Origin of the sequence: Psychroflexus curvus (assembly GCF_020164585.1) — a bacterium.
GTDB lineage: Bacteria > Bacteroidota > Bacteroidia > Flavobacteriales > Flavobacteriaceae > Psychroflexus > Psychroflexus curvus.
Genome location: NZ_JAIQZF010000003.1, coordinates 410,096 through 434,626, shown reverse-complemented (window position 1 = coordinate 434,626; position 24,531 = coordinate 410,096). Strand labels below are relative to the sequence as shown.

General features: G+C 38.8%; 32 protein-coding genes. 14 read left to right on the top strand and 18 right to left on the bottom strand.

Annotated elements, in window-relative coordinates; genetic code table 11:
• Positions 1–218 precede the first annotated feature (218 nt).
• From LB450_RS06505 to LB450_RS06470, 8 genes are all read right to left on the bottom strand, one after another.
• Positions 219–710 carry a hypothetical protein gene (locus LB450_RS06505; protein WP_224487046.1) on the bottom strand — a complete coding sequence of 164 codons (492 nt, stop codon included), beginning with the start codon at positions 708–710 and terminating at the stop codon, positions 219–221.
• Positions 711–993: 283 nt separating this feature from the next.
• Positions 994–1,650 (bottom strand): hypothetical protein, encoded by a 657-nt coding sequence (locus tag LB450_RS06500; protein WP_224487045.1) that lies wholly within the window; start codon positions 1,648–1,650, stop codon positions 994–996.
• Positions 1,651–2,326: 676 nt separating this feature from the next.
• Entirely contained in the window at positions 2,327–3,403 is a 1,077-nt protein-coding gene (locus tag LB450_RS06495; RefSeq protein WP_224487044.1) for a Fic family protein, read from the bottom strand.
• A gap of 240 nt (positions 3,404–3,643) precedes the next feature.
• Entirely contained in the window at positions 3,644–4,075 is a 432-nt protein-coding gene (locus LB450_RS06490; RefSeq protein WP_224487043.1) for a hypothetical protein, read from the bottom strand.
• Between the two features lie 254 nt (positions 4,076–4,329).
• Positions 4,330–5,349, bottom strand: a complete 1,020-nt coding sequence (locus LB450_RS06485; RefSeq protein ID WP_224487042.1) for a TQO small subunit DoxD — start codon at positions 5,347–5,349, stop codon at positions 4,330–4,332.
• Between the two features lie 11 nt (positions 5,350–5,360).
• On the bottom strand, positions 5,361–5,783 hold the full coding sequence (locus LB450_RS06480) for a DsrE family protein (RefSeq protein WP_224487041.1): 423 nt from the start codon (positions 5,781–5,783) through the stop codon (positions 5,361–5,363).
• A complete protein-coding gene (locus tag LB450_RS06475) occupies positions 5,780–6,187 on the bottom strand; it encodes a DoxX family protein (RefSeq protein WP_224487040.1) in 408 nt (135 codons plus the stop codon). The genes LB450_RS06480 and LB450_RS06475 overlap by 4 nt, the downstream gene beginning before the upstream one ends.
• A 184-nt stretch (positions 6,188–6,371) precedes the next feature.
• Positions 6,372–6,740 carry a hypothetical protein gene (locus tag LB450_RS06470; protein WP_224487039.1) on the bottom strand — a complete coding sequence of 123 codons (369 nt, stop codon included), beginning with the start codon at positions 6,738–6,740 and terminating at the stop codon, positions 6,372–6,374.
• A 194-nt stretch (positions 6,741–6,934) separates the two neighbouring features.
• Between LB450_RS06470 and LB450_RS06465 the strand changes: the two genes are divergently transcribed.
• Both LB450_RS06465 and LB450_RS06460 read left to right on the top strand, forming a co-directional pair.
• Entirely contained in the window at positions 6,935–7,252 is a 318-nt protein-coding gene (locus LB450_RS06465; RefSeq protein WP_224487038.1) for an HU family DNA-binding protein, read from the top strand.
• Positions 7,253–7,465: 213 nt separating this feature from the next.
• Positions 7,466–7,765 carry a GIY-YIG nuclease family protein gene (locus LB450_RS06460; RefSeq protein ID WP_224487037.1) on the top strand — a complete coding sequence of 100 codons (300 nt, stop codon included), beginning with the start codon at positions 7,466–7,468 and terminating at the stop codon, positions 7,763–7,765.
• Between the two features lie 127 nt (positions 7,766–7,892).
• On the opposite strand, the gene LB450_RS06455 is transcribed toward LB450_RS06460, so the two are convergent.
• The 8 genes from LB450_RS06455 to LB450_RS06420 form a co-directional block, all read right to left on the bottom strand.
• Positions 7,893–8,561 (bottom strand): formylmethanofuran dehydrogenase subunit E family protein, encoded by a 669-nt coding sequence (locus tag LB450_RS06455; protein ID WP_224487036.1) that lies wholly within the window; start codon positions 8,559–8,561, stop codon positions 7,893–7,895.
• An 18-nt stretch (positions 8,562–8,579) separates the two neighbouring features.
• Positions 8,580–9,035 carry a DinB family protein gene (locus LB450_RS06450; RefSeq protein ID WP_224487035.1) on the bottom strand — a complete coding sequence of 152 codons (456 nt, stop codon included), beginning with the start codon at positions 9,033–9,035 and terminating at the stop codon, positions 8,580–8,582.
• 12 nt (positions 9,036–9,047) lie between these two features.
• Complete coding sequence (locus tag LB450_RS06445; protein WP_224487034.1) at positions 9,048–10,025, bottom strand: permease; 978 nt, start codon at positions 10,023–10,025, stop codon at positions 9,048–9,050.
• Between the two features lie 6 nt (positions 10,026–10,031).
• The gene (locus LB450_RS06440; RefSeq protein WP_224487033.1) at positions 10,032–10,478 is read right to left on the bottom strand and encodes a rhodanese-like domain-containing protein; all 447 of its coding nucleotides are present in this window, start codon (positions 10,476–10,478) and stop codon (positions 10,032–10,034) included.
• 25 nt (positions 10,479–10,503) lie between these two features.
• Positions 10,504–10,872 (bottom strand): rhodanese-like domain-containing protein, encoded by a 369-nt coding sequence (locus tag LB450_RS06435; RefSeq protein ID WP_224487032.1) that lies wholly within the window; start codon positions 10,870–10,872, stop codon positions 10,504–10,506.
• An 11-nt stretch (positions 10,873–10,883) separates the two neighbouring features.
• Positions 10,884–11,837, bottom strand: a complete 954-nt coding sequence (locus LB450_RS06430) for a hypothetical protein (RefSeq protein ID WP_224487031.1) — start codon at positions 11,835–11,837, stop codon at positions 10,884–10,886.
• Between the two features lie 12 nt (positions 11,838–11,849).
• Positions 11,850–12,080, bottom strand: a complete 231-nt coding sequence (locus tag LB450_RS06425) for a thioredoxin family protein (RefSeq protein ID WP_224487030.1) — start codon at positions 12,078–12,080, stop codon at positions 11,850–11,852.
• 84 nt (positions 12,081–12,164) lie between these two features.
• Entirely contained in the window at positions 12,165–12,464 is a 300-nt protein-coding gene (locus tag LB450_RS06420; RefSeq protein ID WP_224487029.1) for an ArsR/SmtB family transcription factor, read from the bottom strand.
• 598 nt (positions 12,465–13,062) lie between these two features.
• Here LB450_RS06420 and LB450_RS06415 point away from each other — a divergent pair.
• Together LB450_RS06415 and LB450_RS06410 are read left to right on the top strand one after the other, a co-directional pair.
• Complete coding sequence (locus LB450_RS06415) at positions 13,063–14,583, top strand: M20/M25/M40 family metallo-hydrolase (protein WP_224487028.1); 1,521 nt, start codon at positions 13,063–13,065, stop codon at positions 14,581–14,583.
• Positions 14,584–15,747: 1,164 nt separating this feature from the next.
• A complete protein-coding gene (locus LB450_RS06410; protein ID WP_224487027.1) occupies positions 15,748–16,689 on the top strand; it encodes a DMT family transporter in 942 nt (313 codons plus the stop codon).
• A 365-nt stretch (positions 16,690–17,054) separates the two neighbouring features.
• Here the strand turns inward: LB450_RS06410 and LB450_RS06405 are convergent, their stop codons facing one another.
• Positions 17,055–17,924 carry a PPK2 family polyphosphate kinase gene (locus LB450_RS06405; RefSeq protein ID WP_224487026.1) on the bottom strand — a complete coding sequence of 290 codons (870 nt, stop codon included), beginning with the start codon at positions 17,922–17,924 and terminating at the stop codon, positions 17,055–17,057.
• Between the two features lie 502 nt (positions 17,925–18,426).
• On the opposite strand from LB450_RS06405, the gene LB450_RS06400 reads away from it, so the two are divergent.
• The 4 genes from LB450_RS06400 (at position 18,427) to LB450_RS06385 (ending at position 19,923) form a co-directional block, all read left to right on the top strand.
• Positions 18,427–18,816, top strand: coding sequence for a hypothetical protein (locus tag LB450_RS06400; protein WP_224487025.1), 390 nt, complete (start codon positions 18,427–18,429; stop codon positions 18,814–18,816).
• Positions 18,813–19,013: a helix-turn-helix transcriptional regulator gene (locus LB450_RS06395; protein ID WP_224487024.1), complete on the top strand. Its 201-nt coding sequence runs from the start codon at positions 18,813–18,815 to the stop codon at positions 19,011–19,013. Before LB450_RS06400 ends, LB450_RS06395 begins: the two co-directional genes overlap by 4 nt.
• 286 nt (positions 19,014–19,299) lie before the next feature.
• The gene (locus tag LB450_RS06390; RefSeq protein WP_224487023.1) at positions 19,300–19,545 is read left to right on the top strand and encodes a hypothetical protein; all 246 of its coding nucleotides are present in this window, start codon (positions 19,300–19,302) and stop codon (positions 19,543–19,545) included.
• 174 nt (positions 19,546–19,719) lie between these two features.
• Positions 19,720–19,923, top strand: coding sequence for a PIN domain-containing protein (locus LB450_RS06385; RefSeq protein WP_224487060.1), 204 nt, complete (start codon positions 19,720–19,722; stop codon positions 19,921–19,923).
• 75 nt (positions 19,924–19,998) lie between these two features.
• On the opposite strand, the gene LB450_RS06380 is transcribed toward LB450_RS06385, so the two are convergent.
• Entirely contained in the window at positions 19,999–21,075 is a 1,077-nt protein-coding gene (locus LB450_RS06380) for a CNNM domain-containing protein (RefSeq protein ID WP_224487022.1), read from the bottom strand.
• A 99-nt stretch (positions 21,076–21,174) separates the two neighbouring features.
• Between LB450_RS06380 and LB450_RS06375 the strand changes: the two genes are divergently transcribed.
• The 6 genes from LB450_RS06375 to LB450_RS06350 all read left to right on the top strand — a co-directional run bounded on the left by LB450_RS06375 (position 21,175) and on the right by LB450_RS06350 (position 24,456).
• Positions 21,175–21,315: a hypothetical protein gene (locus LB450_RS06375; RefSeq protein WP_224487021.1), complete on the top strand. Its 141-nt coding sequence runs from the start codon at positions 21,175–21,177 to the stop codon at positions 21,313–21,315.
• Between the two features lie 191 nt (positions 21,316–21,506).
• Entirely contained in the window at positions 21,507–21,803 is a 297-nt protein-coding gene (locus LB450_RS06370; RefSeq protein WP_224487020.1) for a hypothetical protein, read from the top strand.
• 376 nt (positions 21,804–22,179) lie between these two features.
• On the top strand, positions 22,180–22,674 hold the full coding sequence (locus LB450_RS06365; RefSeq protein ID WP_224487019.1) for a hypothetical protein: 495 nt from the start codon (positions 22,180–22,182) through the stop codon (positions 22,672–22,674).
• Between the two features lie 156 nt (positions 22,675–22,830).
• Entirely contained in the window at positions 22,831–23,157 is a 327-nt protein-coding gene (locus tag LB450_RS06360; protein ID WP_224487018.1) for a LytR/AlgR family response regulator transcription factor, read from the top strand.
• Positions 23,158–23,199: 42 nt separating this feature from the next.
• Positions 23,200–23,706 (top strand): NADPH-dependent FMN reductase, encoded by a 507-nt coding sequence (locus LB450_RS06355; protein WP_224487017.1) that lies wholly within the window; start codon positions 23,200–23,202, stop codon positions 23,704–23,706.
• A gap of 60 nt (positions 23,707–23,766) precedes the next feature.
• Complete coding sequence (locus tag LB450_RS06350) at positions 23,767–24,456, top strand: DUF2490 domain-containing protein (protein ID WP_224487016.1); 690 nt, start codon at positions 23,767–23,769, stop codon at positions 24,454–24,456.
• Positions 24,457–24,531: the final 75 nt, after the last annotated feature.

Here is a 24,531-nt window from a genome sequence, read left to right as displayed (position 1 = left end):
ACTCAAAAACGAGTAAAAAGTGGAGCAAAAGCTCTGCAGTCTTTGCTTTGTGAAATAAAAACCCTGCAATACTTAATCAACTTTGATTTAAGCCCTCTAAATTTAGTGTAAATCCAACTCTGATAAAAAAACAAAAGCCCTGAAAAGGGCTTAAAACGACTCATTTTTTAGAGTTTTAGTGGCTTGTGCAACGGTTACCTGTGTTATGCACATTATTTTCAAGTTACTTTTTGGGAAAGGTGCATTTCGTAAATGTGATTGTTTGAATCAAAATAGATAATTAATAAAGAATTTCCCCATATCCAAACTTCCTTTTTGTCTTTGGTTTCTATTTCAAAAACGCTTTCTACTTTTTTACGATGATCTCCAATTTCAAGCCCATTGATGTTTATTCCTTTCTCTGTTATATAGGCATCCGAAAGATAACATAAACCAGCTATTATTTGATTTTCTGAGAACATTAACCTAAAATCATCACATCCAAATTCAGCAATTATTTCTGGTCCTCCTCTTTTTTCTAAATCAGGTTTTCCGAGAACCTCAATATATCTGTCGTAATCAAATTTGTCATTCGTAGGAATACCATTTATTTTAAATTCTGTTTTTAAAAAAAAGTTAATTGTATCATTTGATTTTGAATACTTTTTTGAAGTTTCTTGAGCAAATCCTGATAAAGAAAAAATAAACAGAAGTAGAAATATTCTTCTCATAGTAATTATATTGTGCATAACAAGTTATATCCTGCAAAAAATTATATTTAATAAATACTTTTAACGGGATAAACTCAGGGTTCAATACTCTTATTATTAAAAAAATAAACATACACAAACCTCAAACGGCTCACAATAAAAATTAAGTTTTTATTTAGAAAAAAATCTAAACCTTATAACCTTGACTGTTGGCAATGGAAAAACGAAAAACCAAACCCCTGCCCGCATCAGGGGCATTTTTACTAATAAAATTGAGACAGCCTATAAAAGGAGTTTTTAGCAGTTACACTGCAGGTGTCTTATTGGCGGTGGTTTTAACATAGGTATGGTAAGCTTTAGCGCGGTCGCGTTCTTGTTGAGCTAAGGCTTTATACTTCTCCTGACTTTCTTTTCTTTCTTTGCTTTCTTTGGGGTAAGTGACCAAAGCAAGAATAAGCAGAATGGAACGGGTAAATACAAACGTTAAGGTCACAAGGTCCAGGATATTGAGGAATATGGCCCAGCCAATTTTCTTTTCGCCTCCCCTGGCATATCTGGGCATCCAGAGAAGGTGAAGCAAGACGTATCGACCAAAATGGAGGGGTTCTACCTCTTGGGCAGCTTTTTCATAGACTTTCGCCCGGTCTTCACAGGCTTTGGCAGAAGTCCTTAAGACCTCCACATAAACCTTTTGGGTGGTATGCAGTATGTTTTCCAATTGCTTGTAAACCTTGCTGTCCTCCTCTTCGGTAAAGCTAACAACGTCCTCTACATCGCTACACTTATCAGCAAAGTCTTTCATCATACTCACTAACTGCTGACTTTCCTCAACATCCAGGTAACCGTCTTCAATAAAAGCTTTGGCTTCGTTTTTTTTTGACGACAAAAGCGCCACCAAGTTTGGAGATGAGGGTTGTGGGACGATAGCCAGTTTTAAAGCTGATGGCCCTATCAAAATCATTTTGCACATCCTTTATTGGCTGCGCCCTTGAGTTTGATGGCCGCTGGGGCTCGCGGCCACTTAGGCTTGCTGCTCTGCGGATGGGGATGGAGTGTCTGTCCTTGAAGACCGTATTACTGACTACCCTACCCATGTCTCTTCCTACCTGGTTGATTGCACTTTTTAAAAATCCCATACGATTGGTTTAAGGTATAAAATTAAGAGACCTGCTTGAAATACGATTGGTTTATGACTAAATTTTCTCTTTTACGCTAAAAACGCTTGTATATAACACAAACTAAAAATTTACTGCTTATCCAGGTTAAGCTAGCAAAGAGGTGTTTTATAGGGAAAAACCTAAACCTGTCCGAATGCCTAAGCAGGCGGAGCCTGTCCGTCTCAGGCGGACAATGCAGGCAGGTGATTCGACGGTAGGAGAATCGCGGCGCAATGAGTAAAGCCGAAATGTATCGAAGCCAAGTCGTGTTTCGTGGTTCCTGTTTCTTGGCTCCTGGTTCTTCTGTTCACTCTTCACCGTTCACCGTTCACCCTTGACCGTTCACCCTTAACAAAGGCTGGTGGCTGCTCCAGGCTGAAGCTCCCAAAACCATCATTCCTGTGTTTCCACCGCCTCCAGTGCAAGCAACCTGTTTTGAATATGTTCTAAAAGTAGAATAGGTATAATAACCTTTCTTTTTTATGAAGTTTGATTTAATGCAGTAAGTACAGATTCATTTACATAATAATTTAAACGGCCCATTTTATGTTTAACCAAATGCCCATCTTCTGCCAATTGGTTTAAGTAACTTGCCGCTGTAATACGTGAAATATTGAGTTCTTTTTGTAAAAACTCTATTTTAGTATAAGGTTGTTTAAATAAATGGTTGAGCAAATCTTGGCTATAAAACTTATAGTTATCTCTTAGTATTGTTTTAAATCTAGCCATAGCTTGTTTTATATTTTTTACTAACTGCAAAGTTTCTTTTGCTGTAAATGTGATAGCAGTTATTATAAACACAAGGTATTCTTCCCATTCATCAGTTTCTCTCACTTGCTGTAACAATTTATAATAGTCACTTTTATGCTGAACAATGTATCTGCTTAAATACAATATAGGTGTATCTAACAGATTGTATTGTATAAGGTACAAGATATTCAAAATTCTACCAGTTCTTCCATTACCATCATAAAAAGGATGAATGCTTTCAAACTGGAAGTGAAAAACTGCAAGTTTAATTAAATGGTCTATCGGAAGTAAATCTGATGTATTTATGAATTTTTCTAAATTATTCATTAGCGTTTGAATAGAACTAAAATCTTGCGGAGGTGTATACACAACATCACCCGTTTTTTGATTTTTTAAAGTTGTACCTGGTACTTTTCTAAAACCAGCATTCTTATTTTCTAGCAGCTCTTGTATGTTTTTAATATGATTTAATGTCAGGCATTTATACTCTTTTACGAGTTCAAAACCCTTTTTCATAGCAGTGATGTAATTCTGTACTTCTTTAGCTTGGCTAGAAGTCATTTTATCCACTTCTATACTTGCTTTGTAAATTTCGTCATGAGTAGTTACTATGTTTTCCACTTCACTACTGTCTTTTGCTTCTTGAATCGCCAACGTATTGATTAGAATATCTTGTTTGGGTATGGACTGCGCTACCCCTTTTAATTCAGCTAAAGCACGGTGTGCTTCTGGAAGAAGCTTTAATACTCGTAAAGTTTCTAATTCTCGTTGGTAAGGTAATTCTTGCGGTGTCCAATTTGCTGACATGGTTTAAAAGATTTGAATTTAATAGGTCAAGATAATTTAAAAACCTTTACACATCACATTAACGTGTATAAAAAATAAAAAAATCTTTACACGTTTTGTTTATGTGTATAAAAACCTAAGATTATTATACATATTATACCAATTTGACTATTAAATGTCGTTAAAAAAGCGAAATTGCTTTTTTCATATATAACGCTGTGTATAATTTGCATAGCTGGGCTAAGTGATATCAAAATTCCGTCATTCATCAACCTTCACCTCCTCTAGTTCAAGCAACCTTTTTTGAATTTGTTCTAAAACTTTACGATGAGAATATTCCCAACAGTGACCTTTCATAGGAGAAAAGACGATTTCTGCATTAGATTTGGGCCCTGATGTTTCATTTAAATACGCATCAAATAACCTCATCGAGTTATTGAGGTAGAAATTATCCATATCGCCCATCCAGATGTAAATCTTATCTTGAATTTTCGGACCCAGACTCAACCAGTTATCTTTAGTGTATTTCAGTAAGTCGTAATTCTCCCAGTGGGCTGCGGTAGTGCTGTCTATAACTCCTGTGTTGTGGTCAAAAAGTGGCTTAGGCAAACCATCTTCACCTTTTGGGCTAAACAGAGCATTCCACCCACCCCACTGACCTTCCAAGGAAAAGCAGGCAGTATTAATGGCCAACCTTGGTGGCTGAGTGGTTTCACGCTAGTGAAATTGTATCGAAGCTACCTTGAGACAGGGTCATTTCGATACATCCGCCTGAGGCGTACACTCAATGACCAACTCTAAACTGGTGGCTGAGTGTCCGCCTCAGGCGGATGTATCGAAGCTACCGACAACATCATTTCGGTAAATTAAACAAACACACCAAACCAAAAAAAGCCCCAATACCGTGTAAAATCGGTATGGGGACTTCTATTTATGCAGTGAAATCTTTAAGGTTTACGAACCTCCTGTTCCCAGGAAGCCCCACTGATGTCTGTTAGTTTTATAGTGTAATTTCCCGTTGGTAAGTCTTGTAAAACTGGGTCTTTTAAAGACAGGTTGGCTTTAGCTCCCAGCGGAATCACCAGGCTATGGGCACCAGGTTTAACTTTGGCCACATAATAGTTGGAGATCCACTCGTCTCCCATCCCTGCTAAATCCGTCTGGGTATAGCTTAAGACGCTTTGCTGTTGCGCGTCCAGAACTTCTATGCCGATGATCCAGGCGCCATAAACGTCTACGCCTTCGGTCCTGAAGACATCAAAGCTGATCACTTCGTGGCTCATCAACGTCTCCGTGATTTCGAGTTTTGGCTTCACCGATTTGTTGTGCAGAGTCCCCCATAAACCGCCGTGAAACACCTGATTGGTCATTAGCGTCATCCCGAAAATCAAAAGCGATCCTATCAGCACCACTTTGGGAAACACAGACTCTCGAATAGGCAAAATACCAGACCCTAACCAGGCAAACCCCTTTGTCTTGGTCAGCTTAAAGTTGTTTTTCATCAGGTAGTTGTCCAAAGAATATTTACCACTCCCCGTTAGGAATAAAACAAAGCCGGTAGCAATCCCCAGCACACCGATTTGCCATTCATCCAGGCAGGTCGTACCAATCCAGCCCGAGCCCAGAAGTATACCCATTGCCAGGCCAAATACACCAATACTCATGAGGCGTGTAAAGAGTCCAAACATAATAAACAGGCCTACAATACCTTCGATTACAGTAAAGATGACCATATTGATCCATAACACGTCTGGATTCTCTACCAGGTATTGAATAATGGGCTTGATGCCCAACGCGTTGGGTAAAAAGTGATTGAATTTTTCTCCGATGTATCCCGCCTGTTCCGGGTCGAGTTTATCGGCTAAAATTGTTCGTCGCCATAGGGCAGAAAAGTAGGTCCAACCCACGACGAGTCGTATTGCAAGCGTTAATAAGCCTGCGTCATTTTTGAGTGTTATAGGTTTCATAGAGATTCAGATTAAATAGTAAGACTTATAAACCCTTTCTTTTTAAGTTGAAATCCGTATAAAATGCCATTGTCCACCACTTCTAAAATTTCTGGTAAATCATCTGGACTTATACTGAATTTATTCAGCGATAGTCCACAGGCTGATACTTTCACATGCTGCAGCTTGGCCTGCTTCAAAAGCTTAGAAAAGTCAGGATTATTTTTCATATCGCTAACGGTTTTTCCACAGAAAATAACCTTGAATTCGCCGTGGTTATCACCGTCTTCTTCAGCCAGCGAAGCAGCCGTCATCAGGATAGGTTTCAGTTGTTTTATGTTTTTGGACAGCACCACATAATTATGTTGATCTGCATGGAGGTCCTGGGCTTTTATCTGACTTGTTCCAAGAATAAGAAAAAGTAAGATCGTGATGTATTTTGTTGAATGTGTCATTGTTTATAATTTAGAGTTGAATTTAAACTGAAGAATAAGAGTCCGCCGAGTAGGGCTATATTTTTAAAAAGTGGTCCCATGCTTTCCACCTGACCTACCTGTACGGTAAGTGTAATGGGAATTAAGACCGCGATGAGAACAAGCGCTGCAAGTCTGGTTTTGAAGCCTATAAGCAAAGCTATACCAGCAATAAGCATAACCACTCCAGACAAAATCACAGCGGTTTTGGGAGTTCCCAGGAGTTCACCCAGGAAGCCCATTCTGGCATTCTTTATTCTATCGATTGTTTTTTCGGTATTGATAAAATGACTGATGCTAGCAACGATAAATATGAGGCTGAGCATGCTGCGAAGTAAGACTACAGAAACGTAACTTACCTCCAGAGTTTTAAGTTTAGGGTTCATTGAAAATGATCTGTATTTGGTTTTTAAATAGACTATTTTTTTAAAAAAATAGTAGCTTAGTATTCCTAAAGCCTGTTAAGGGTTTTAGTAGCGAAACTCAAGGCTGAAAGAAAAATGACTTTCTATAGCAGACTATTAAAAATTGTCATGTGATGAGTTAGCTATTTTCCATGAATATGAAAAACTACAGGTACACTTTGAAGTTACTGAAAAGAATATACAAGGGCACTGATGAGGCCAAATTAGGTCTTATATAGTCGTTTTGAATGGAGGCCTGAGGGAAAGCAACGTCAAAATCAATTCTGAAATGCGGGCTTGCAGCATCAGTCAATGGATTTGTATCCAACTTACTGCTAACTGCCTTGGCTTGAGCAATGCGCTGGGTCTGGCAATTGAGCAGAGGAGCAAACGACTGACTTTTACTGGACACCTGGGTCTGTTCGACACCAAGCTCAGCCTGAATAAAGTTTCTGACTTTACAAGGTGAAAGCAGTAGCAATACGCCTAAGCCTAGTACAGAACAAACCGATGCAATGTTTTTGAAATCTTTCACGCTGTAAAACTACGTATTCTAAGCACCTGCCAATGACTTTAACTATTAAAGTTGAATTAAGAATTTCATAAATAAAACTGAGTCTAAGTCTCAAATTCTGGAAGTCGCCTCATTTTCCAACTCTAAAAAAGCCAGTATGAAGCAGGTTTATTATTAAAAGCTGTATTATTTTTAGGCACTAAAACCATCACAAAATGCCCTTAGAACTTCATCCCTCCAAAAGAATGAATTCCATCACCAAAGATGGCACCTCTCCTGAAGTTTATATTTTACAAACCAAAGTAAAGGCAGAGTTATCGATGCAGGAGTTGTGTTACCGAATCAACCAATCCTGCAGCCTCACCGAAGCCGATGTGCTTGCCTGTATCTCCCAGCTCAATCATCAGGTCTGGGATGCCTTACAGCAGGGCTATAAAGTAAACCTTGGCGATCTGGGCAGTTTCAAAATAGCGATCCAGTCAGCCTCCGAACCTCAGCCCTCAGACTTAAAAAAAGCGATGTCCAGAAGTTAAAAATCAATTACCAGCCCAGCAAACGCCTCAAGAAGCAACTGCGAGGTGGTGTGGAGATGAAGATTGTTTATAAGAAGTAGGGAGGCTATGTCACTTCGAGCCTGCCTTCCAAGTTAACGCAGGCAGGCTCAATGACCACAACTAAAACACTAGTGGCTGAGTGTCCGCCTCAGGCGGATGTATCGAAGCTACCAATAACGTAAATTAGAAATTATGAAAAAAGGCTTTACCTACATTTTAGAATGTTACTATGGAAGTTACTATACTGGAAGCACATCTAATTTAGAATTACGGTTACAGCAACATAATGATGGTGTTGGAACTAATTATACAGCGAGACGATTACCGGTTAAATTATTGTATTATGAAGCTTTTGAAAGACTAGATTACGCCTTTTACATAGAAAAACAAATACAAGGCTGGAGTAGAAAAAAGAAAGAAGCGTTAATGAATGGTGCTAATGATTTATTACCCCAACTATCTAAAAAAAAATTTGAGATAGTGAAATTATAATGGATTTAAGGTTGATGAGTGATTTTCGACAATGTCATTTCGATTCATCCCAACAAAACCTGTCGGGAAACTTGAACTGACAAGGATCGAACTAACATAGATTGAGTCATACTTCATCCTTAAACAATTACTCCATTACATTTTTATTTATGATATCTGTTTTGGGATAGTTATGTTTAGGACGAGGTGACCATTGAAAATCGGTGATAACCTCAACATCAAATAACTCCTTTGCCGGAGTGCTTAACAAAACAGCACTAAACTCATCTTCTATCTGTTTTAAATGGTTTAATTCTTCAAGATTCAATCGCTCTTTGATGGCGAGTTGTCCCAGACTATCTATTTCTTCTGGTTTTACTCCTGCCTTTAAACTTACACTTAGCGCTTTTTGGTGATCAAGTCTTTGTAAATAGTAAATTCCATCGATAGAATTATCCACATAAAATGAGTTATATTGATACCTCCCACCAGTGAGATAAATGGCAGCATCCGTCAAACATGGTGACGACTTACTTATGATTCTGGTGTTGGTTCGATCGACAGGTCCTTCGGGGTACAGTTCTTTAAAAGCTTCATGCAAACCCAGATACCCTACAATCAAACCATCGCATAAATGCCCGTGAAGTTTTACTAAATCATCCAGTTGTATGTCCTGAACATGATTAAGCTGACCTTTTGAAAAGTCAGTGTCTATCACTTTGATGATTGGTGCTTTTGAGGTATTGATAGCTTGATGAGATTTTGAACAGGACATCCAAAAAAAGCCTATAAAAAAAGTAATAAAAATGTATTTCATTTTAAATGAGTTGGCGATTTATTCCTTTATGGTTCCGTATTTTTTAGCTAGAGCCATTTGCCCGGCATGGTAAGCAGTGTGAGTCACTACTCTACCGAAAGCTTCAGCAAGAGTTTTGGTGCCAAATTCCTTGGTGGTTATTTCTTTTTCCCAAGCTTCATTAGTTTGGGCTTCAATGGCTTTTTTGAGTTGGTCAAAAGCTTCTTGATTAATTTCTTTTAAGTCTGATAAATCCGTCCACTTTCCGGTGTCTTTCCCATCGATGACGGTTTTGGCAGTGATGCGAACATCGTCTAGTTTGAAGACATTTTTAGCAAATAGCAATTCCACTTCAGCGATATGCCGCATCAAAAAGCCGACTGAATTTGGGCTATCACCAAGTGTTTTTTTGAGGTCTTCTTCAGAAATCTTTTCTAATTGATTGGAAAAACGAGTTCTTGCTTCTATCCATAAGTTTAAAAAATGCTGTGTCATAATGTTTGAGTTTTAAAGTAAAATATTGAATATAAATCCAGATAAAATGATAAACAACGTCACCACGCCAAAGTAAATGGCAATCAACTTGAGCGACATTACTTTTTTGAGTAAAGTTCCTTCAGGGATTGATAAACCCACGGTTGCCATCATAAAAGCGATAGCGGTACCGAGAGGAACACCTTTGGCGACAAACACTTGAATCACCGGTACAATTCCTGCAGCATTGGCATACATTGGTACGGCAAGAATAACGGCTAATGGAACTGTCCACCAAGCGCCACTACCCAGATATTCCGCAAAGAAATTCTCTGGTACATAACCGTGCATGGCAGCTCCAATTCCGATTCCTATCAACACATAAATCAAAATGCCTTTTACCAAATCCCAAGCATTTTTTATGATTTCTGGTAAACGTTGTACAAATGTTTTTTTGGATTCATCATAGTCAGCTTCTCCAGCTTCAGCGTTTTCTAAAATTTTCTGAACCCAATCTGATAACATCGGCTGCAAATTGAATTTCCCTAAAATCCAACCACCAAGCGTTCCTAAAATTAATCCTGAACCCACATAAATCAGCGTAGCTTTCCAACCAAACATGCCCAAAAACATGGCGATAGCCACTTCATTAATCAAAGGTGAAGTGATTAAAAATGAAAAGGTAACGCCAAGCGGTATTCCACCTTGTACAAAACCAATAAACAAAGGAACTGAAGAGCAGGAACAAAAGGGCGTAATCGCACCAAAGGTGGAAGCAAAGAAATATTCTAAACCGTAAAGTTTTTTACGATTCAGGTAATTCTTAAGGCGTTCAATAGGAAAGTAAATATTGATAATGCCCATCAAGAAAACAATAAGAAACAACAGCACCAAAATCTTTATGGTGTCGTACACAAAGAAGTTTAAGGCATGCCCCAAATCAGATTCGGCAGCAATATTAAAGACTTGGTAGATTAACCAGTCTGCAAATGATTGTGTCCATTCGAACATCAGATGTTATTTTTTGAAATTTCTAATAAAATTTTTAGCCTTGTCACCACGCAAATGATCAGCAAGCCCCAGCAAACCGTTTTTTAAATAAGCCACTTCGTAGCCTTTGCTCTTCAAATACATCATCGCCAGGATAGCTCTGTCCTTGTGTGGACAGGCAGTAACAATGAGTTTGTCTTTTGGCAGTTCCGCATAGCGTTGGGGCAAAGTGGAAAGCGGAATTTTTATAGCGTAAGCCATCTGCCATGCGGCTTGTTCTTCTTCAAAACGGATGTCGACTAAAACCACCTCATCATCTTGCAATAACTGAACAATTTGCTCTGAAGAGATCTTCATCTCCTTTCGGCTTTCATAGGTATAGTTCGACAAGTAATTATCCAGTTCGGTTTGCGCAGAAACTGATGCCACGTTTATGAATATAATACCTAAAATAAGGAATTGAATTGTTTTCATAGAATTCATTTTAGAAACAACGGGATCAATTATAACAACCTGAGCCGGTAGAATTGACTTCTGCCAAATCTCCTTTAACAGGAAAGCCTTTAGATTCCCATTTTATAATACCCCCCTCTAAGTTTTTCACCTCTTTATAGCCTTTATTACTGAGGTAATAGGCCGCTTCGAGACTTCTTACTCCACTCCTGCACACCATTACTATCGATTGGTCTTTAGGAATTTCTGCATAGCGTTCTTCAAATTCTGTCAAGGGGATATGAAGTATATTCTTCACATCAAAACTAAGTTTATCGACTTCTTCTTTTTCTCTCACATCCACCAAAAAACCCCCTTCTTTTTCAAACTGAGCAGTTGTGGTTGGGCAACTATTTATTATTTGTGTCGTGTTCATCATCTGTAGTTTTAAATGTCAAGGATTGTTTTATAAAAAGTCTCCACTGGTCCTTTTACGACATAAGAACCTACCGGTGCAGCAGCTTTTTTGAAGCGCTGATCCAGATGCGAGTTTTCATGATCCCAGTACGATTCCCAAACCCCATGCATGATATAATTTCGATAATCGCCATGTGTTTTGGCTCCACGTAAAATTTCAGTGGTCACTGCTTTCTTGTAGTTTGAGTTATCCTTAGCTCCGGCTAATCCAGTTTCTGAGGTATGTGGCTTAAACGTATTTTGAGCTATGCTTAAAAGACCCTTCACTTGTTCTTCAAAAGCCTCTGTGTCCTTTGCCTTTATGCTAACGTGATTTGCTACTGTAATGGTGTTTTTAAGTCCATGCTTATAATTCAAGAATGTTTTAAGCTCACTTGGCTGACTAAAGACCTTTTCTCTGTTACCAGCGGCTATCGTTACCATAGGTTCACCAGTAAACTCTAAAAATAGGTCTGTCTTTCCATTGGGACTATACATGAAATTCACTTCGCTTAAATGGTCTTTAATCAGGTTGTTAGCGCCGTAAAGTTTTAAATTTTCAAAAGAATTAAACCTTACCAGTAACAAATACACATAAGGCATGCTTCCGCTTTCGGCTCCCTCTTCAAAAGCACTGGCGAGAGCTCCTTTATAGCTGGCCGGAAGATTTTTTACCATAGTTGAATCCCCAACCATTTGCTTCAAACTAAATCCTAAAAATCCATCATACTGACTTATTTCTGAATTGACTAATTCTTTTATTTTAGACTCAACCTCCTTATGTATTGGTTTTGCTACTCTAAATGAACAGGTAGCTGAAAAAACACCATCATTTATAGGTTCTTCTAGTAAATCTTCTTTTTGAAAACCTCTAGCAAATAATCCTCCTGACATTAATGTGCCAGTGGCAAACGCACTGTTTCTTAAAAATTCACCTCTTTTCATAAATGTATGGTTTTATAAAAAAGATTCTATTTCTGACACATCGCCAGCTTTACCTTTTATTTTTATCTCTTCATCAATCACCAAAACTGGAGTAGAAAGCACATTGTATTTCATGATCTCCTGGATGTCTTCAATCTTTTCAACATTGGCCTTTACACCCTTGTTTTCTAGTGCTTTATTAACATTGTTGAACATGGTTTTACACTTTGGACAACCTGTTCCTAAAATTTTAATTGATCTCATTAGATTGCTTTTTACGATTAACTGTTCGCAAATATACGAACTATAATTCGCAATTCGTAAAAATACGATTGAAGATGTAAAAAATTATTTTAAAGCAGAAGAAAGAAGTTGTTTTGCCTGCTCAAAGTTTTCTCTGTTGATGCAGTATTTGATTGTAGGAGAAGAAATATTACCTTGAATGAGTCCTGCATTTTTCAATTCCTTGAGGTGCTGAGATAGCGTAGATTTTGCAACAGGTAGTATTTCTGCCATGTCTCCATGAAAGCAACAGGCTTGAGAGTTAAGCAACTCCAGAATCGCCAGCCGAATAGGATGACTTAAGGCCTTAGCAAACCGAGCGGTTTGCTTTAATTCTTCTGAAAGGATGTCTTGTGTTGGTTGCATAACATGTAATTCTATTCGCAAATATACGAACTTTAATTAAGTTTTTAGACCCTCTTCACTTTGAGCCTGGCTTCCAATGAACGCAAACAGGCTCAATGACCAACTCAAACACTGGGGACTGAGCCTGTCCGCCTCAGGCGGGCCTGTCCGAATGCCCTATCAGGCGGGCTTGCCCGAATGTCCCAACAGGCGGGCCTGCCCGAATGTCCCAACAGGCGGGCCTGCCCGAATGTCCCAACAGGCGGGCCTGCCCGAATGCCCTATCAGGCAGAAGAACACAGGCGGGCTTGCCCGAATGCCCTAACAGACGGTCCTGTCCGAATGCCCTATCAGGCGGGCCTGCCCGAATGTCCCAACAGGCGGGCCTGCCCGAATGCCCTATCAGGCGGGCCTGCCCGGAGCCAGCGTCAGCGTCATTTTGATACATCCTGGCAAAAAAAGTCTTAGTCTTCGTCTTCAACTTCAACTTCAACTTCAATTTCAGCTTCAGCTTCAGCTTCAGCTTAGTCCTCGTCAGAAACGGATGTAATTACCCAAAAGAAAACAAAGCAATCTCCGAGTTGAAGAAAACATGTATCTTTATTAAAAATCAACATCTATGAAATCCATCACATTTGCCTTAGGCTTACTGATCAGTTGTATAGGTTTAGCCCAGACTCCAGACAAAACCACACTTGAAAAACTAACTAATCAGGCTTTATCAACCAACATAGAGTTGTTAAAAGACTGGCTGAGTTTGCCAAACAATGGCCTTATTGAGCAACACGTGCAGACCAATCTGAATTATGCGCAAGCTGCGTTTGAAGCTCGCGGATTTACAACTCAGGTTCTGGAAACAGAAGCGACTCCTTTACTTCTTGCAGAGCGTTTTACCCAAAAAACCCTGCCCACCCTACTCCTCTACGCCCATGCCGATGGTCAGCCTGTAGAACCCGAGCGCTGGAATCAGCCCAATCCCTATGCGCCGGTTCTCAAACAGCAAACCGCTCTTGGCGAATGGGAAATCCTGCCCTGGTCGGCTTTACAAAACACTATAAACCCAGACTGGCGAATCTACGGCCGGTCTACCTCCGATGATAAGGGGCCTATTGCTATGCTATGGTCAGCAATAGCCCTTATGGATCAGGCGAATATCACTCCGAAAGTCAATCTTAAAGTCATCATCGATTTTGAAGAAGAACTCGGCTCACCCAACTTACCTGCGGCCGTTAAAGTGCATAAAGAGAAATTAGCAGCAGACATGCTTGTCATCCTCGATGGCCCGCAGCATTCTACCAATCAGCCTACTTTATCCTTTGGAGCCCGGGGCATTCAAACCCTCACACTAACCACATTTGGTGCAAAAGGCTCTCAGCACAGCGGTCATTACGGCAATTACATCACCAACCCTGCTCGCCAGTTATCTCAGCTTTTAGCTAGTTTTTACACAGACGACGGACGCGTAGCCATTCCAGGCTATTACGAAGATGTGGCTATTTCTGAAACAGAAATGACTGCGCTCAAAAATGTCCCGGACGATGAAGCGCAGCTCAAAAAGGATCTTGGCTACGTCACCCAGGATAGCGTGGCGAGTTTCTTGCAGGCCGCCATTCAGTACCCATCGCTCAACATTAGAGGCCTGAAATCCGGCTGGGTAGGTGACGAAGCCCGAACTATTGTACCAGACCGGGCTATCGCAGAACTGGACATAAGACTGGTGAAATCTTCTCAGCCTGCCAAACTTATAGAGCGTATTCAATCTCATATCGAAAATCAGGGCTATACGGTTTTAAGTAGCCCACCAAACGATGAGCAGAGACTCAGCCTGGATAAAATCGTACAGATGAACCATCAATTTTCTTACGATGCTTTCAAAACCGATATCGATTCCCCAGTCGGGGAATGGCTAACCTCTGCTTTGGAGCGCGCCTTTGAAACCTCCCCTGTAATTATCCCGACTTCCGGGGGCTCTATTCCCATTTCGCCGTTTTTGAAGGCTCTTAAGGTACCGGCAGTGTCCGTTCCGGTGGTCAATAGCGACAATAATCAGCATAGCCCAAATGAAAACATAAGAATTGGGCACTACCGGGATGGAATCATAAGCATTATGGCCATTCTTACTCAGGAATTCAAACCTTAAGAAGCCCTACTGAATTTAAAAACCTTGACGACGCCAAGTACAGAATTAGGGAAAGAGATGCACGTCAAAACATCTTCAATAGTCTTCTTCCCCATCCTTTACTAAGCAAAGTCTAAGTAAGGTAAGACAGAAGAGGTGAGTGGGGATTTTTGATTGCTGATTGCTGATTTTTGATTTTTGATAAAAAACGCAGACCAAAACGAAGACTATGGCGATGATAAAAACTATTGGACTCTGAACGTGCTGGGGACTGAGCCTGTCCGCCTCAGGCGGGCCTACCCGAATGCCTCCTCAGGCAGAAGAACGCAGGCGGGCTTGCCCGAATGCACTAGCAGGAGGGCTTGCCCGACAGATATCGTCGGGATGTATCGAAGCCAAGTCGTGGTTCGTGTTTCCTGTCTCCTGGTTCTTGTTTCGTGATTCGTTATGAGTTGCTAGTTTGTCGTTTCTCTATATTTTTTTTTCTTTTCTCTATTTTTACTCACTACCCACTACGCGCCTGTCCTGTTTCTTGGCTCCTGATTCGTTATGAGTTGCTAGTTTGTCGTTTCTCTTTGCTCCTTGCTCTTTTCTCTATTTTTACTCACTACTCACTACTCACTACACGCCTGTCGTGTTTCCTGTCTCCTGGTTCTTGTTTCGTGATTCGTTATGAGTTGCTATTTTGTCGTTTCTCTATATTCTTTGTTCTTTTCTCTATTTTTACTCACTACTCACTACACGCCTGTCCTTTTTCGTGACTCCTGGTTCTTCTGTTCACTGTTGACCATTCACCCTTAACTTTTGACCAACCCTAACTGGCGGTGATTCGACGGTAGGAGAATCGCGGCGCAATGAATAAAGCCAAAATGTATCGAAGCCAGCATTTTTCATCATTTAAATTTTGTTAATGACTTTTGGTAAAGTCGAGTACTCAAAATGATTTTTTATTAAAAAAGTCCAAAGCATCCTTTGAATTGACGAGGACCAACAAGAACTCTTATCGCATAGCCCGCCTGACTTTAGCAGCGATACAGACAAGCTCAAATCAATATCTGCCAAGTCTCAAAAATCAGAATACTGCAGTAATATTATTAAACATTAACTATTATACTCCGAAGAAAATATTTTTTTAAGGTAATTCCTGAATTTCTTTGATTAATTGCTGCTTTAAATTATTGTATTATGACTAAAAAGACAGTCTTACTCGTTGTAGGGTTTGTGATTTTTTGGAATTCAGGATTTGTAGGCGCTGAATATGGTCTGCCGTTTGCAGGCCCTTATACTCTGCTTTTTTGGCGTTATTTGGGATTAACACTACTTTTATGGACTTATCTCAACATAAGAGGACGTTTTAAATGGGTCTCATGGAAGAAAGCTAAACCCAATTTACTGATTGGTATATTGGCACATGGCGTTTGGCTAACGTGCGCATTGGTTGCCATCTCAAATGGTGTGCCTGCTGGAATCGTTGCGCTTATCATTTCATTACAACCCCTTGTCACAGGCTCCGTATCGGGTAGGATTACTGGAGAACGTAATTCCATTCAGCAGTGGCTGGGGTTAAGCATTGGTTTTTTGGGAGTCGTCTTAAGTGTTGCCTATAGAATTGATATGGAAAATTCTACATCAGTGGTTAGTTACCTTATCCCCTTAGGTTCGATAATTGCTATGGTAATGGCGAGTTTATTCCAACGCAATATGGAATTAAATAAAAGCGTAAATAAATTACCTTCAGGCCTATCCCTGTTTTATCAAGGTCTGGGTACAACTGTTGTCCTCTTTTTTCCGGCTGTTTTTTTCGAAAATTTAGTCACTGATTGGACAACTGAATTTATCCTCACTCAAGTTTGGCTCATTCTTGGTGTTTCACTTCTTGCATACACTTTCGTTTGGAAGCTTATAGAACGCATGAGCGCTACAAGTTTTTCGAGCTTATTCTATCTTGGGCCACCAGTGACGATGTTTATGGCCTGGCTTATGTTTGGAGATGCGATATTGGTTTGGGACATTCTAGGTCTCACCGTTATTGTAGTAGGCTTGCTAATAACGCAAATCAATTTCAAAAAACAATTTACTCATCTTAGAAAGACACCTAGACTTCGAGGACTAACTAAAAACCATTAGCATGCTTGCTGAAATCTCACTTAAGTCAATCCTGGTAACGGAGCCTGCCTTGCCTGCCAAAGAAACGCAGGTAGGCTAGATGTACAACCTTAACTCTTATGGCTAAGCCTGCCCGCCTCAGGAGGAAGAAAGCAGGCAGACCTGTCCTCCTCAGGCAGAAGAACGCAGGCGGGCCTGCCCGAATGCCCGGAGAGGCGGGCTTGCCCGAATACCCTATCAGGCGGGCCTGCCCGAATGCCTTATCAGGCGGGCTTGCCCGAATACCCAGGCAGGCGGGCTTGCCCGAATGCCCTGAGAGGGGGATGATACCACAACAAGAGAATCGCGGCGCATTGATAAAAACCGAAATGTATCGAAGCCGGCAGCTAAGAATCCTTCAACTGCTGTTTATAATACGAAATTTGTTCTTGAAGCTCTTCGGGGAGACTTGGATTTTGAATATCGGTATAGGTTTCCATGCGTTCTTTGATGGTTTTAGCCACCAGTAATCGGGCGTGAGGCTTAGAATCTGCCGGAATTACATACCAGGGCGCATGTTCTGTTGAGGTGGCAGAGATGGCTTCTTCATAATAGTGTGTATACGCATCCCAAAGCTCACGATCTTTCAAATCCTCTGGTGAAAACTTCCAGTTTTTACTTGGTTTATTTAGCCTCCTTAGGAGTCTGTTTTTTTGTTCGTCTTTGGAAATATGAAGGAAAAATTTGAAGATGATGCAGCCATTCTGGTGAATGGTCTTTTCAAAATTGTTGATTTGCTCCAGTCTGTTGTTCCAAAACGCCAGGGTGATATCTTCCAGCGAATTGATATCCGGAATCTTTTCATTTAAAACGATTTCTGGCTTAACCCTGGAAATCAACACGTTTTCGTAATGCGACCGGTTAAACACCCCGTATTTTCCTCGAGCAGGTAAGGCTTTATAATGTCTCCATAGGAAATCATGATTGATCTCTTTCTCTGAGGGCTTCTTAAAACTATGAGAAATGACTCCTCTCACGTTAAAGTCCTTAAAGACTTCACGGATCAAACTGTCTTTACCCGACGTATCCATCCCCTGAATACAAATGAGCACAGAGTATTTCCCATGAGCATAAAGGGTATTTTGCATCTCACCAAGGGCTCGTCTTTCCTTTTTAAGTTGCTTTTTTAAGGACTTATCACTAAAGTTGTGACTGAGTTCAGTGGGAAAATCTTTCAGATTTATATTGCCTTTGACTTTTAGGTTGGATAATTCCATAGTGTAGATTTAAGTATGTGAAGTTAGCTTTTCGAGAAACGAATCAAGAAAAATAAAGAAATGATTTAAAAAAGGCTTGGGTTTTTGTTTTTTTATAGTGTTTTGTCTTTGTAGCCCTTTGTTTTACTTGTTTTCCCTAAAACAGAAAAAATCATCTTCGACAAATCCTGCAAAACGAGCTCAAAGCTAGTGAGAGGTGTCTCAAGCTCTTTTTATTATCTGCTTCTTTACTTTTTATAAATCAGTCACTTTTTCTGACAGTTAAACTCAAGCTACTCATTCCCAACTATTGTACTCATAGCTATTAGACTTCCTTTCCATATATCGTGTGAAAAGCAAACGTATTACTTTAAGCTTACTATCTAAAAACTTAACTACCAGCAATATAAAATTCAGAAGAACAAAACAAACAACTAGTAATGTAAAGTTTGCTTTACAATTTATTAAATATATATTTGTAAAGTTTTATTTACATAATGTATAATCTTAATTACTTTTAAAAATGAAAAATCACAAGAAAAACATCTTAAACTTAGCGGGCTGGACCTGGTCCTGGGAAGCCACTCTGGCGCTAGCTGTATTTGGCCCAGAATTTATTTGGGACGATCACCAATTGCTCACCATCCTGTTTGTAGGCTTAAATCTCGCCAATGGCATTGCTATGATCATTGCCAATCGACATTTTTTTAACAGTCTGGACGAATTGCAGCGCAAAATTCACCTGGAGGCTTTAGCTCTTACGCTGGGATTAACTGCAATTATAGGAATAACCTACTCTACTTTAGATATCACCAACCTTATTGCTATGGATGCTGAAATAAGCCTTCTGGTAGGATTTATGGGAATAACCTACATGGTGTCTTTACTTGTTAACAGAAACAGATACGCATGAAAAACACACTCAAGGTTTTACGTGCACAAAATGACCTTACTCAGGAACAACTGGCCAAAGCAGTAGAAGTCTCCCGGCAAACCATCAATGCCATTGAAAAGGAAAAATTTGACCCGAGTTTGATTTTAGCCATTAAACTCGCTCGTCTTTTTAAAACAGATATTGAAGAGATTTTTATTTATGAAAAGTCGTCTTAAAGCACACAATGATTTGTTAGAGGTCGGTGGTTGAGTTGCCTTGCGGGAAGGCGATTTTGGAAGACAGGCAAGTAAGTCTAGTTCTTACTGCTTAAGCAAAAAATATCTTAGCCTTGTCTTTCTTCGTCTTAGTCAGTGTCATCGTCTTCGTCAAAGTCATCGTCTTAGTCTTCGTCATCATCAATGCATAGACCAATTGCCAGCTTCTAATGCATGAGTTTAGAAGTCACAAAGGCGAATTTCAAACTCAGTATTTTTCATTATCTTTAGATATTAATTAAATGCCATGGAAATCACCATTTCAGGAAAAGATAAAAAATCAATCCAAAAAGTAGAAGCCTTGGCTAAGCGACTAGGCTTACAAGTGCAAAATCCACTCAGCAAGGAAAAAGAAGAAACCAAAAACAATTCAGAAGAACTTTATAAACTAATGGAAGAAATGGCGACTTCTGGAGGAATTACAAGTATAAAAGACCCTGTGAAGTGGCAACGAGAAGTGAGAAAAGATAAAAAACTTTATGGTCGCGTCTAAAGCTATTCTATTAGATTCCAACATTATAATTTATTCGCTTCAGTCTCAACATGAAAAATTACAAAAATGGCTTGGGAAACATTCCCAGATTGTTTCAGCTATAACACAACTAGAAGTTTTAGGATATTATCGAATCACAAATGATGAAAAAGTTTTGCAAACCGTTATTTTTCGATTTGTAAAATAATCTCTGTAGATCAAGTGATAATTCAAAAAGCCATAGAGTTACGTCAAACAAAACAAATGAGTCTAGGAGATGCAGTGATAGGTGCAACAGCTACAATTCATAATTTACCACTAGTCACTGCAAATCTGAAAGATTTCAAACACATAGAGAATATAGAGCTTATCAATCCTTTGGAACTTTTAATTTTATAAATAATAAAATCTTTCTAGAAGTTAATCGGTGAGGCGGGCACTCGAACTGGCAATGATCAACATCTGGAATCGCCTCTAACCTTTCCCTTTTAGTTTTTTATCAACACTGTTCAGAAAGCTGTTTTTCTTTTCAAGTTTTTTCTTCCACAATTCCTTGGCATATTTTTGCATATCCGTTACAGTGTCTTTTTCATCTACGATTTCAAGACCCAGGATAGTTTCTATAATATCCTCCATCGTTACAATTCCGTCCATTCCTCCATATTCATCTACAATAATGGCAATATGTTCCCGGTTTTCCAGAAGTTTCTCCCATAAAGTAAAAAGCGGCATGCTGCCAGAAACAGCACTTATTTCGCGTTTCAGGTCTTTAAGCTGAAGCTGGTATTCTCCCTCAGCAAGTTTTTCAAGTAATTCCTGACGGAATACGCAACCTGTAATATTATCTTCACTAATAGAGTAGAGAGGTAATCTGGAGAACTTGGTGTATTTCTGGTTTTTTAAGAATTCCTTTAAGGTCGTGTCTTCATTTTCCGAAATGACAACCACTCTTGGAGTCATGATTTCTCTTACCATTATATTTTTAAGTCTCAGTATATTCTGGATTATTTTATTTTCCTTTTCGCTAAACAATCCCTCTTTATTTCCAATACTCGCCAAAGCCGCAATCTCCTCCCTACTGGTGGATTTTTCGTCTTTATTACTCGACAGCATATTGGTGATTACAGATGACATAATAACCAAGGGATAAGTCAGAAAAATCATGATACGCAGTATGTGATAAGATATCTTGCTTAATTTTTTCCAATATCTAGCACCAAGGGTTTTCGGAATGATTTCAGTCAACACCAAAATCAAGAGCGTCAAAATAGCTGAAACCATCCCAAAATAGGCGTCTCCAAACACCTTCACAGCCTGAGCGCCTACTCCGGCCGCACCAATGGTGTGAGCTACGGTATTTAAAGAAAGAATGGCAGATAAAGGCTTGTCAATTTCTTCTTTGTACTTCATAAAAGACTGAGCCCATACATGTCCGTTTTCTTTTTTCACAATGAGGAACGAGCGATTGGTAGATAATAGAACAGACTCCATAACAGAACATAGAAAAGACACAAAAAGCGCCAAAAATAGGTAAGCAAACAGTAAAAACATTCTTTTTTTTTCAAATATACAACTTGTATAAAGCTATACTCCCAAATTTATGTTTAGAGAAAAGTTCTCCATCAGTTTTTCTTTTTTCTTCTGAATTTGATGCAAGTTAACTTCATGTTTTACGACAGCCAGCTTTATAACTTTGACAGCTTAAAGATTCGTCTGAGCCTTTTTGGTACTTCTGAAGGCGATAAGAAAGACTTGATTCTCCAGACCGAATCACTGGAGGTGCCACCATAAAAAAAATGAGCTAATTGTCTAAAATTTTTAACACTAAAGCTTTGGAAATCAAAACAAAAGACACAAAATAAACTACTAATTCCTTATGTTTATTTTAAGAAAAGTAATGTTTTCATCACAAATAAGAATTAAATCAAATTTTATTTTATGCTACGGTCACTACCTTTGCCGTTAGGAATAAAAAATGAGTTATGGATGAGGTATTTGAATATATAGACGAAGAAGCGAATTTCACAAGTGCTGGTACATCTCATATAACCTTGAATACGTCCAGAGGTTTAGAGAAAATAGAAATAGAGAATATAGCCAAATTGGATTCCGATTATAAAGATTCTGATCTTGGTAAACTTTATGCAGAATTTCCTGAAAGTTTTATAAAAATTCAAAAAATAAAATTTCGCGATAAATCATCGTTTAACTGTTACTTCAACACCTCTGTTAAAGTGAGTATTTTGAGGTTTGACATAGAAGGTGTGCTTTCCATTTAATAGAAAACAGAATTAGTCGATAGCCCCGACAGCCTCTGACTTCAATTCCTTCTTGATTCTAATAAAATTTTTTTTTAAATCAGAAGTAGCTGCATTTAGCATCACAGGGTTTTGTTCTGTTTGTGGTTATTTGTGATACTGTTAGCTAGTATAATACAATGCTTAAGATAATTTTTTAAAAATGGAATCACAAATTTCCACTTCCCCTGGAATAAATCTCCTGTATGAATTAAAGCTTTCTTTTATCAAACAAAAGCTTCTGAGATTAAAGATTTATAAAAATGTCATTAAACATTGGCTTAACATTGGCTTAACACTTGTATAATCATCATTTTATAAGTGTAGATTTACTCCCATATAAAATAAATATAGAGTTATGAAAAAGTTACTTATTGCAGCGTGTTTTATGGTTGCCTTCGGATTTCAATCCCAAGCACAATCTATTGCGGAACATGCTATTGGATTAAGATTTGGCGGGAATAATGGTTATGGAGCTGAGATTTCTTACCAAAATGCTTTAGGAGACAACAATCGTCTTGAAATTGATTTAGGCTGGAGAAACGATGACAATTTTGATGCTTTCAAATTAACTGGTTTATACCAATGGGTTTGGAATATTGAAGGGGGATTTAACTGGTTTGCAGGAGTTGGTGGTGGTCTTGGAAGTGTTAGCTATGATGACCGTTATAACAATGGTGATTTTGATGATGACAACGAAGTATTTCTGTTTGGTGCTGGTAATATTGGTATAGAATATAATTTTGACTTTCCATTGCTTGTGGCTTTAGACTTTAGACCTGAAATCGGTTCTGGAAATTACAACAGTGATTTAGATTTTGATATCGCCTTAGCTTTGCGTTACCAGTTCTAAACATGTTAAACAACCAAACAATCACAAATTAAATCTTTGTAAAAAGCTTCGAATCAACTTCGAGGCTTTTTTAATGTCTTAAGTATAGGCAATAAATCAATCTTTTTTAAATATTGAAAAATCAAAGTTCTATTTCGCGCCATTCCGCCATTGTAATTGCGGCGGACAGGTTTCAAAAGGAGAAAGCTCAAGATCTACTCCAGCGAGGAAATTGTCTGTTTTGAAAGTTCGGACAAAGCAACTTGCCTGGTCACTTTAGAAGGGAAGCATTATGTGATCGATGAATCACTCAATCAACTTGAACCCAAACTTTCAACCCAGGATTTCTCCAGAATAAACAGAAGTCATATCATTCATTATCAGGCTATACAAGATATGGTAAGTTATTCATCTAGTAGAATTAAAATCAATCTGAAAGCTTTAGATCAGCCTGTTATCGTAAGTCGGGAGCGAGTCAAAGACTTCAAAACTTGGATAGGTTAATAGCCTCTAGACTTCTAAAATTGCTTATATTCAAAATAAAAAATGAAAATATTATGCATTTCAGGTTCAGCTTCCAAAACTAGCAGCAATGTCAAATTTCTAAAGGCAATCGCTAATCATCTGTCAGCTCATCATACTACTGAAGTTTATGAAGGGCTTTATAACTTCCCCTTATTCACTCCAGAGCGCTTAAATGAAGGAATACCTGAGCAAATCAACTTATTAAGAGATAGAATTATAAACGCAGACTTAATTATCATTTCTACTCCAGAATATAATCACAATGTGCCTGCAGTTCTCAAAAATATGCTGGAGTGGCTGACCGACTCCGGAGAGCTTTTCAGCAAAAGGGTTTTACCTGTTACATTCACACCCAAAGCCCCCCGTGGAGAGTGCGCCTTGGCATCACTCCAAATGAGTCTTAAAGCTCAAAAAGCGAACATTGTTTCTGAAGCCAATTTTTATAAAACTGATGTGCAGTTTGTAGATGATATCATCCTATTACCAGAAGATATAAAGTTGATGTTTGACGGTCTTTTAGAAGTATAAACCTCTTTATTTGTCTAAATTTGCAGATTCATTTTTATTCAAAAATTTAAACCCGTTTTAATGAAATATTTACTGCTCAGCCTTGGACTTTTTTTATCATTTAATGTCTTTTCTCAAGTTGAAGAATCAAAACTAGGGAGCTGGTATATGTACTTTTACAATGTCAATTTTGATGAATCCAACTTCGGAGTTCAGGGCGACATCCAGTATAGAAATTGGAACACTCTTGGAGATTTAGAACAACTGATGCTAAGATCTGGAATAACTTACAGAGCTGACGATTCTTCTGTTTTGTTTACGCTTGGCTACGCCAATATCACAACGGGAACTCCAGGAGAAAGCTCATCGTCGATTAACGAAAGTAGGATTTATCAGGAAGCACTTTTTGGTCAGAAGATCTTAAAAAGGGTTCATTTGACACATCGATTGAGATACGAACAGCGCTGGGTGGAAAATCAAGACTTCAGAACACGTTTCCGGTATAATCTATTTATCAATGTGGGGATAAATTCAAAGGAATTGATTCCAAAAACCTTCTATACTGCTTTTTACAACGAATTATTTATCAATGGGGAACGAAACAATGGTATAAATGACGTTGAGCTTTTTGACAGAAACCGAACTTATTTTGGACTAGGCTATATCATAAGCAATAGTTCCAAAGTTCAACTCGGCTGGATGCGTCAGGAAACTGAAACCTTCACTAAAAATCAATTGCAATTTAGTTTACATCACAACCTGAATTTTTAAACTCACATTAAAGACTTTCTATTAATTCTTAACACATAAAAAAAGCCTGTTCAAATGATTTGAACAGGCTTTTCT

Bases quoted from the DNA above. Each gene is read 5' to 3' on its own strand.
- LB450_RS06505 (WP_224487046.1), bottom strand. From the start codon at position 710: ATGAGAAGAATATTTCTACTTCTGTTTATTTTTTCTTTATCAGGATTT.
- LB450_RS06500 (WP_224487045.1), bottom strand. From the start codon at position 1,650: ATGATTTTGATAGGGCCATCAGCTTTAAAACTGGCTATCGTCCCACAA.
- LB450_RS06495 (WP_224487044.1), bottom strand. From the start codon at position 3,403: ATGTCAGCAAATTGGACACCGCAAGAATTACCTTACCAACGAGAATTA.
- LB450_RS06485 (WP_224487042.1), bottom strand. From the start codon at position 5,349: ATGAAACCTATAACACTCAAAAATGACGCAGGCTTATTAACGCTTGCA.
- LB450_RS06480 (WP_224487041.1), bottom strand. From the start codon at position 5,783: ATGACACATTCAACAAAATACATCACGATCTTACTTTTTCTTATTCTT.
- LB450_RS06475 (WP_224487040.1), bottom strand. From the start codon at position 6,187: ATGAACCCTAAACTTAAAACTCTGGAGGTAAGTTACGTTTCTGTAGTC.
- LB450_RS06465 (WP_224487038.1), top strand. From the start codon at position 6,935: ATGCCCTTAGAACTTCATCCCTCCAAAAGAATGAATTCCATCACCAAA.
- LB450_RS06460 (WP_224487037.1), top strand. From the start codon at position 7,466: ATGAAAAAAGGCTTTACCTACATTTTAGAATGTTACTATGGAAGTTAC.
- LB450_RS06455 (WP_224487036.1), bottom strand. From the start codon at position 8,561: ATGAAATACATTTTTATTACTTTTTTTATAGGCTTTTTTTGGATGTCC.
- LB450_RS06450 (WP_224487035.1), bottom strand. From the start codon at position 9,035: ATGACACAGCATTTTTTAAACTTATGGATAGAAGCAAGAACTCGTTTT.
- LB450_RS06445 (WP_224487034.1), bottom strand. From the start codon at position 10,025: ATGTTCGAATGGACACAATCATTTGCAGACTGGTTAATCTACCAAGTC.
- LB450_RS06440 (WP_224487033.1), bottom strand. From the start codon at position 10,478: ATGAAAACAATTCAATTCCTTATTTTAGGTATTATATTCATAAACGTG.
- LB450_RS06435 (WP_224487032.1), bottom strand. From the start codon at position 10,872: ATGAACACGACACAAATAATAAATAGTTGCCCAACCACAACTGCTCAG.
- LB450_RS06430 (WP_224487031.1), bottom strand. From the start codon at position 11,837: ATGAAAAGAGGTGAATTTTTAAGAAACAGTGCGTTTGCCACTGGCACA.
- LB450_RS06425 (WP_224487030.1), bottom strand. From the start codon at position 12,080: ATGAGATCAATTAAAATTTTAGGAACAGGTTGTCCAAAGTGTAAAACC.
- LB450_RS06420 (WP_224487029.1), bottom strand. From the start codon at position 12,464: ATGCAACCAACACAAGACATCCTTTCAGAAGAATTAAAGCAAACCGCT.
- LB450_RS06415 (WP_224487028.1), top strand. From the start codon at position 13,063: ATGAAATCCATCACATTTGCCTTAGGCTTACTGATCAGTTGTATAGGT.
- LB450_RS06410 (WP_224487027.1), top strand. From the start codon at position 15,748: ATGACTAAAAAGACAGTCTTACTCGTTGTAGGGTTTGTGATTTTTTGG.
- LB450_RS06405 (WP_224487026.1), bottom strand. From the start codon at position 17,924: ATGGAATTATCCAACCTAAAAGTCAAAGGCAATATAAATCTGAAAGAT.
- LB450_RS06400 (WP_224487025.1), top strand. From the start codon at position 18,427: ATGAAAAATCACAAGAAAAACATCTTAAACTTAGCGGGCTGGACCTGG.
- LB450_RS06395 (WP_224487024.1), top strand. From the start codon at position 18,813: ATGAAAAACACACTCAAGGTTTTACGTGCACAAAATGACCTTACTCAG.
- LB450_RS06390 (WP_224487023.1), top strand. From the start codon at position 19,300: ATGGAAATCACCATTTCAGGAAAAGATAAAAAATCAATCCAAAAAGTA.
- LB450_RS06380 (WP_224487022.1), bottom strand. From the start codon at position 21,075: ATGTTTTTACTGTTTGCTTACCTATTTTTGGCGCTTTTTGTGTCTTTT.
- LB450_RS06375 (WP_224487021.1), top strand. From the start codon at position 21,175: ATGCAAGTTAACTTCATGTTTTACGACAGCCAGCTTTATAACTTTGAC.
- LB450_RS06370 (WP_224487020.1), top strand. From the start codon at position 21,507: ATGGATGAGGTATTTGAATATATAGACGAAGAAGCGAATTTCACAAGT.
- LB450_RS06365 (WP_224487019.1), top strand. From the start codon at position 22,180: ATGAAAAAGTTACTTATTGCAGCGTGTTTTATGGTTGCCTTCGGATTT.
- LB450_RS06355 (WP_224487017.1), top strand. From the start codon at position 23,200: ATGAAAATATTATGCATTTCAGGTTCAGCTTCCAAAACTAGCAGCAAT.
- LB450_RS06350 (WP_224487016.1), top strand. From the start codon at position 23,767: ATGAAATATTTACTGCTCAGCCTTGGACTTTTTTTATCATTTAATGTC.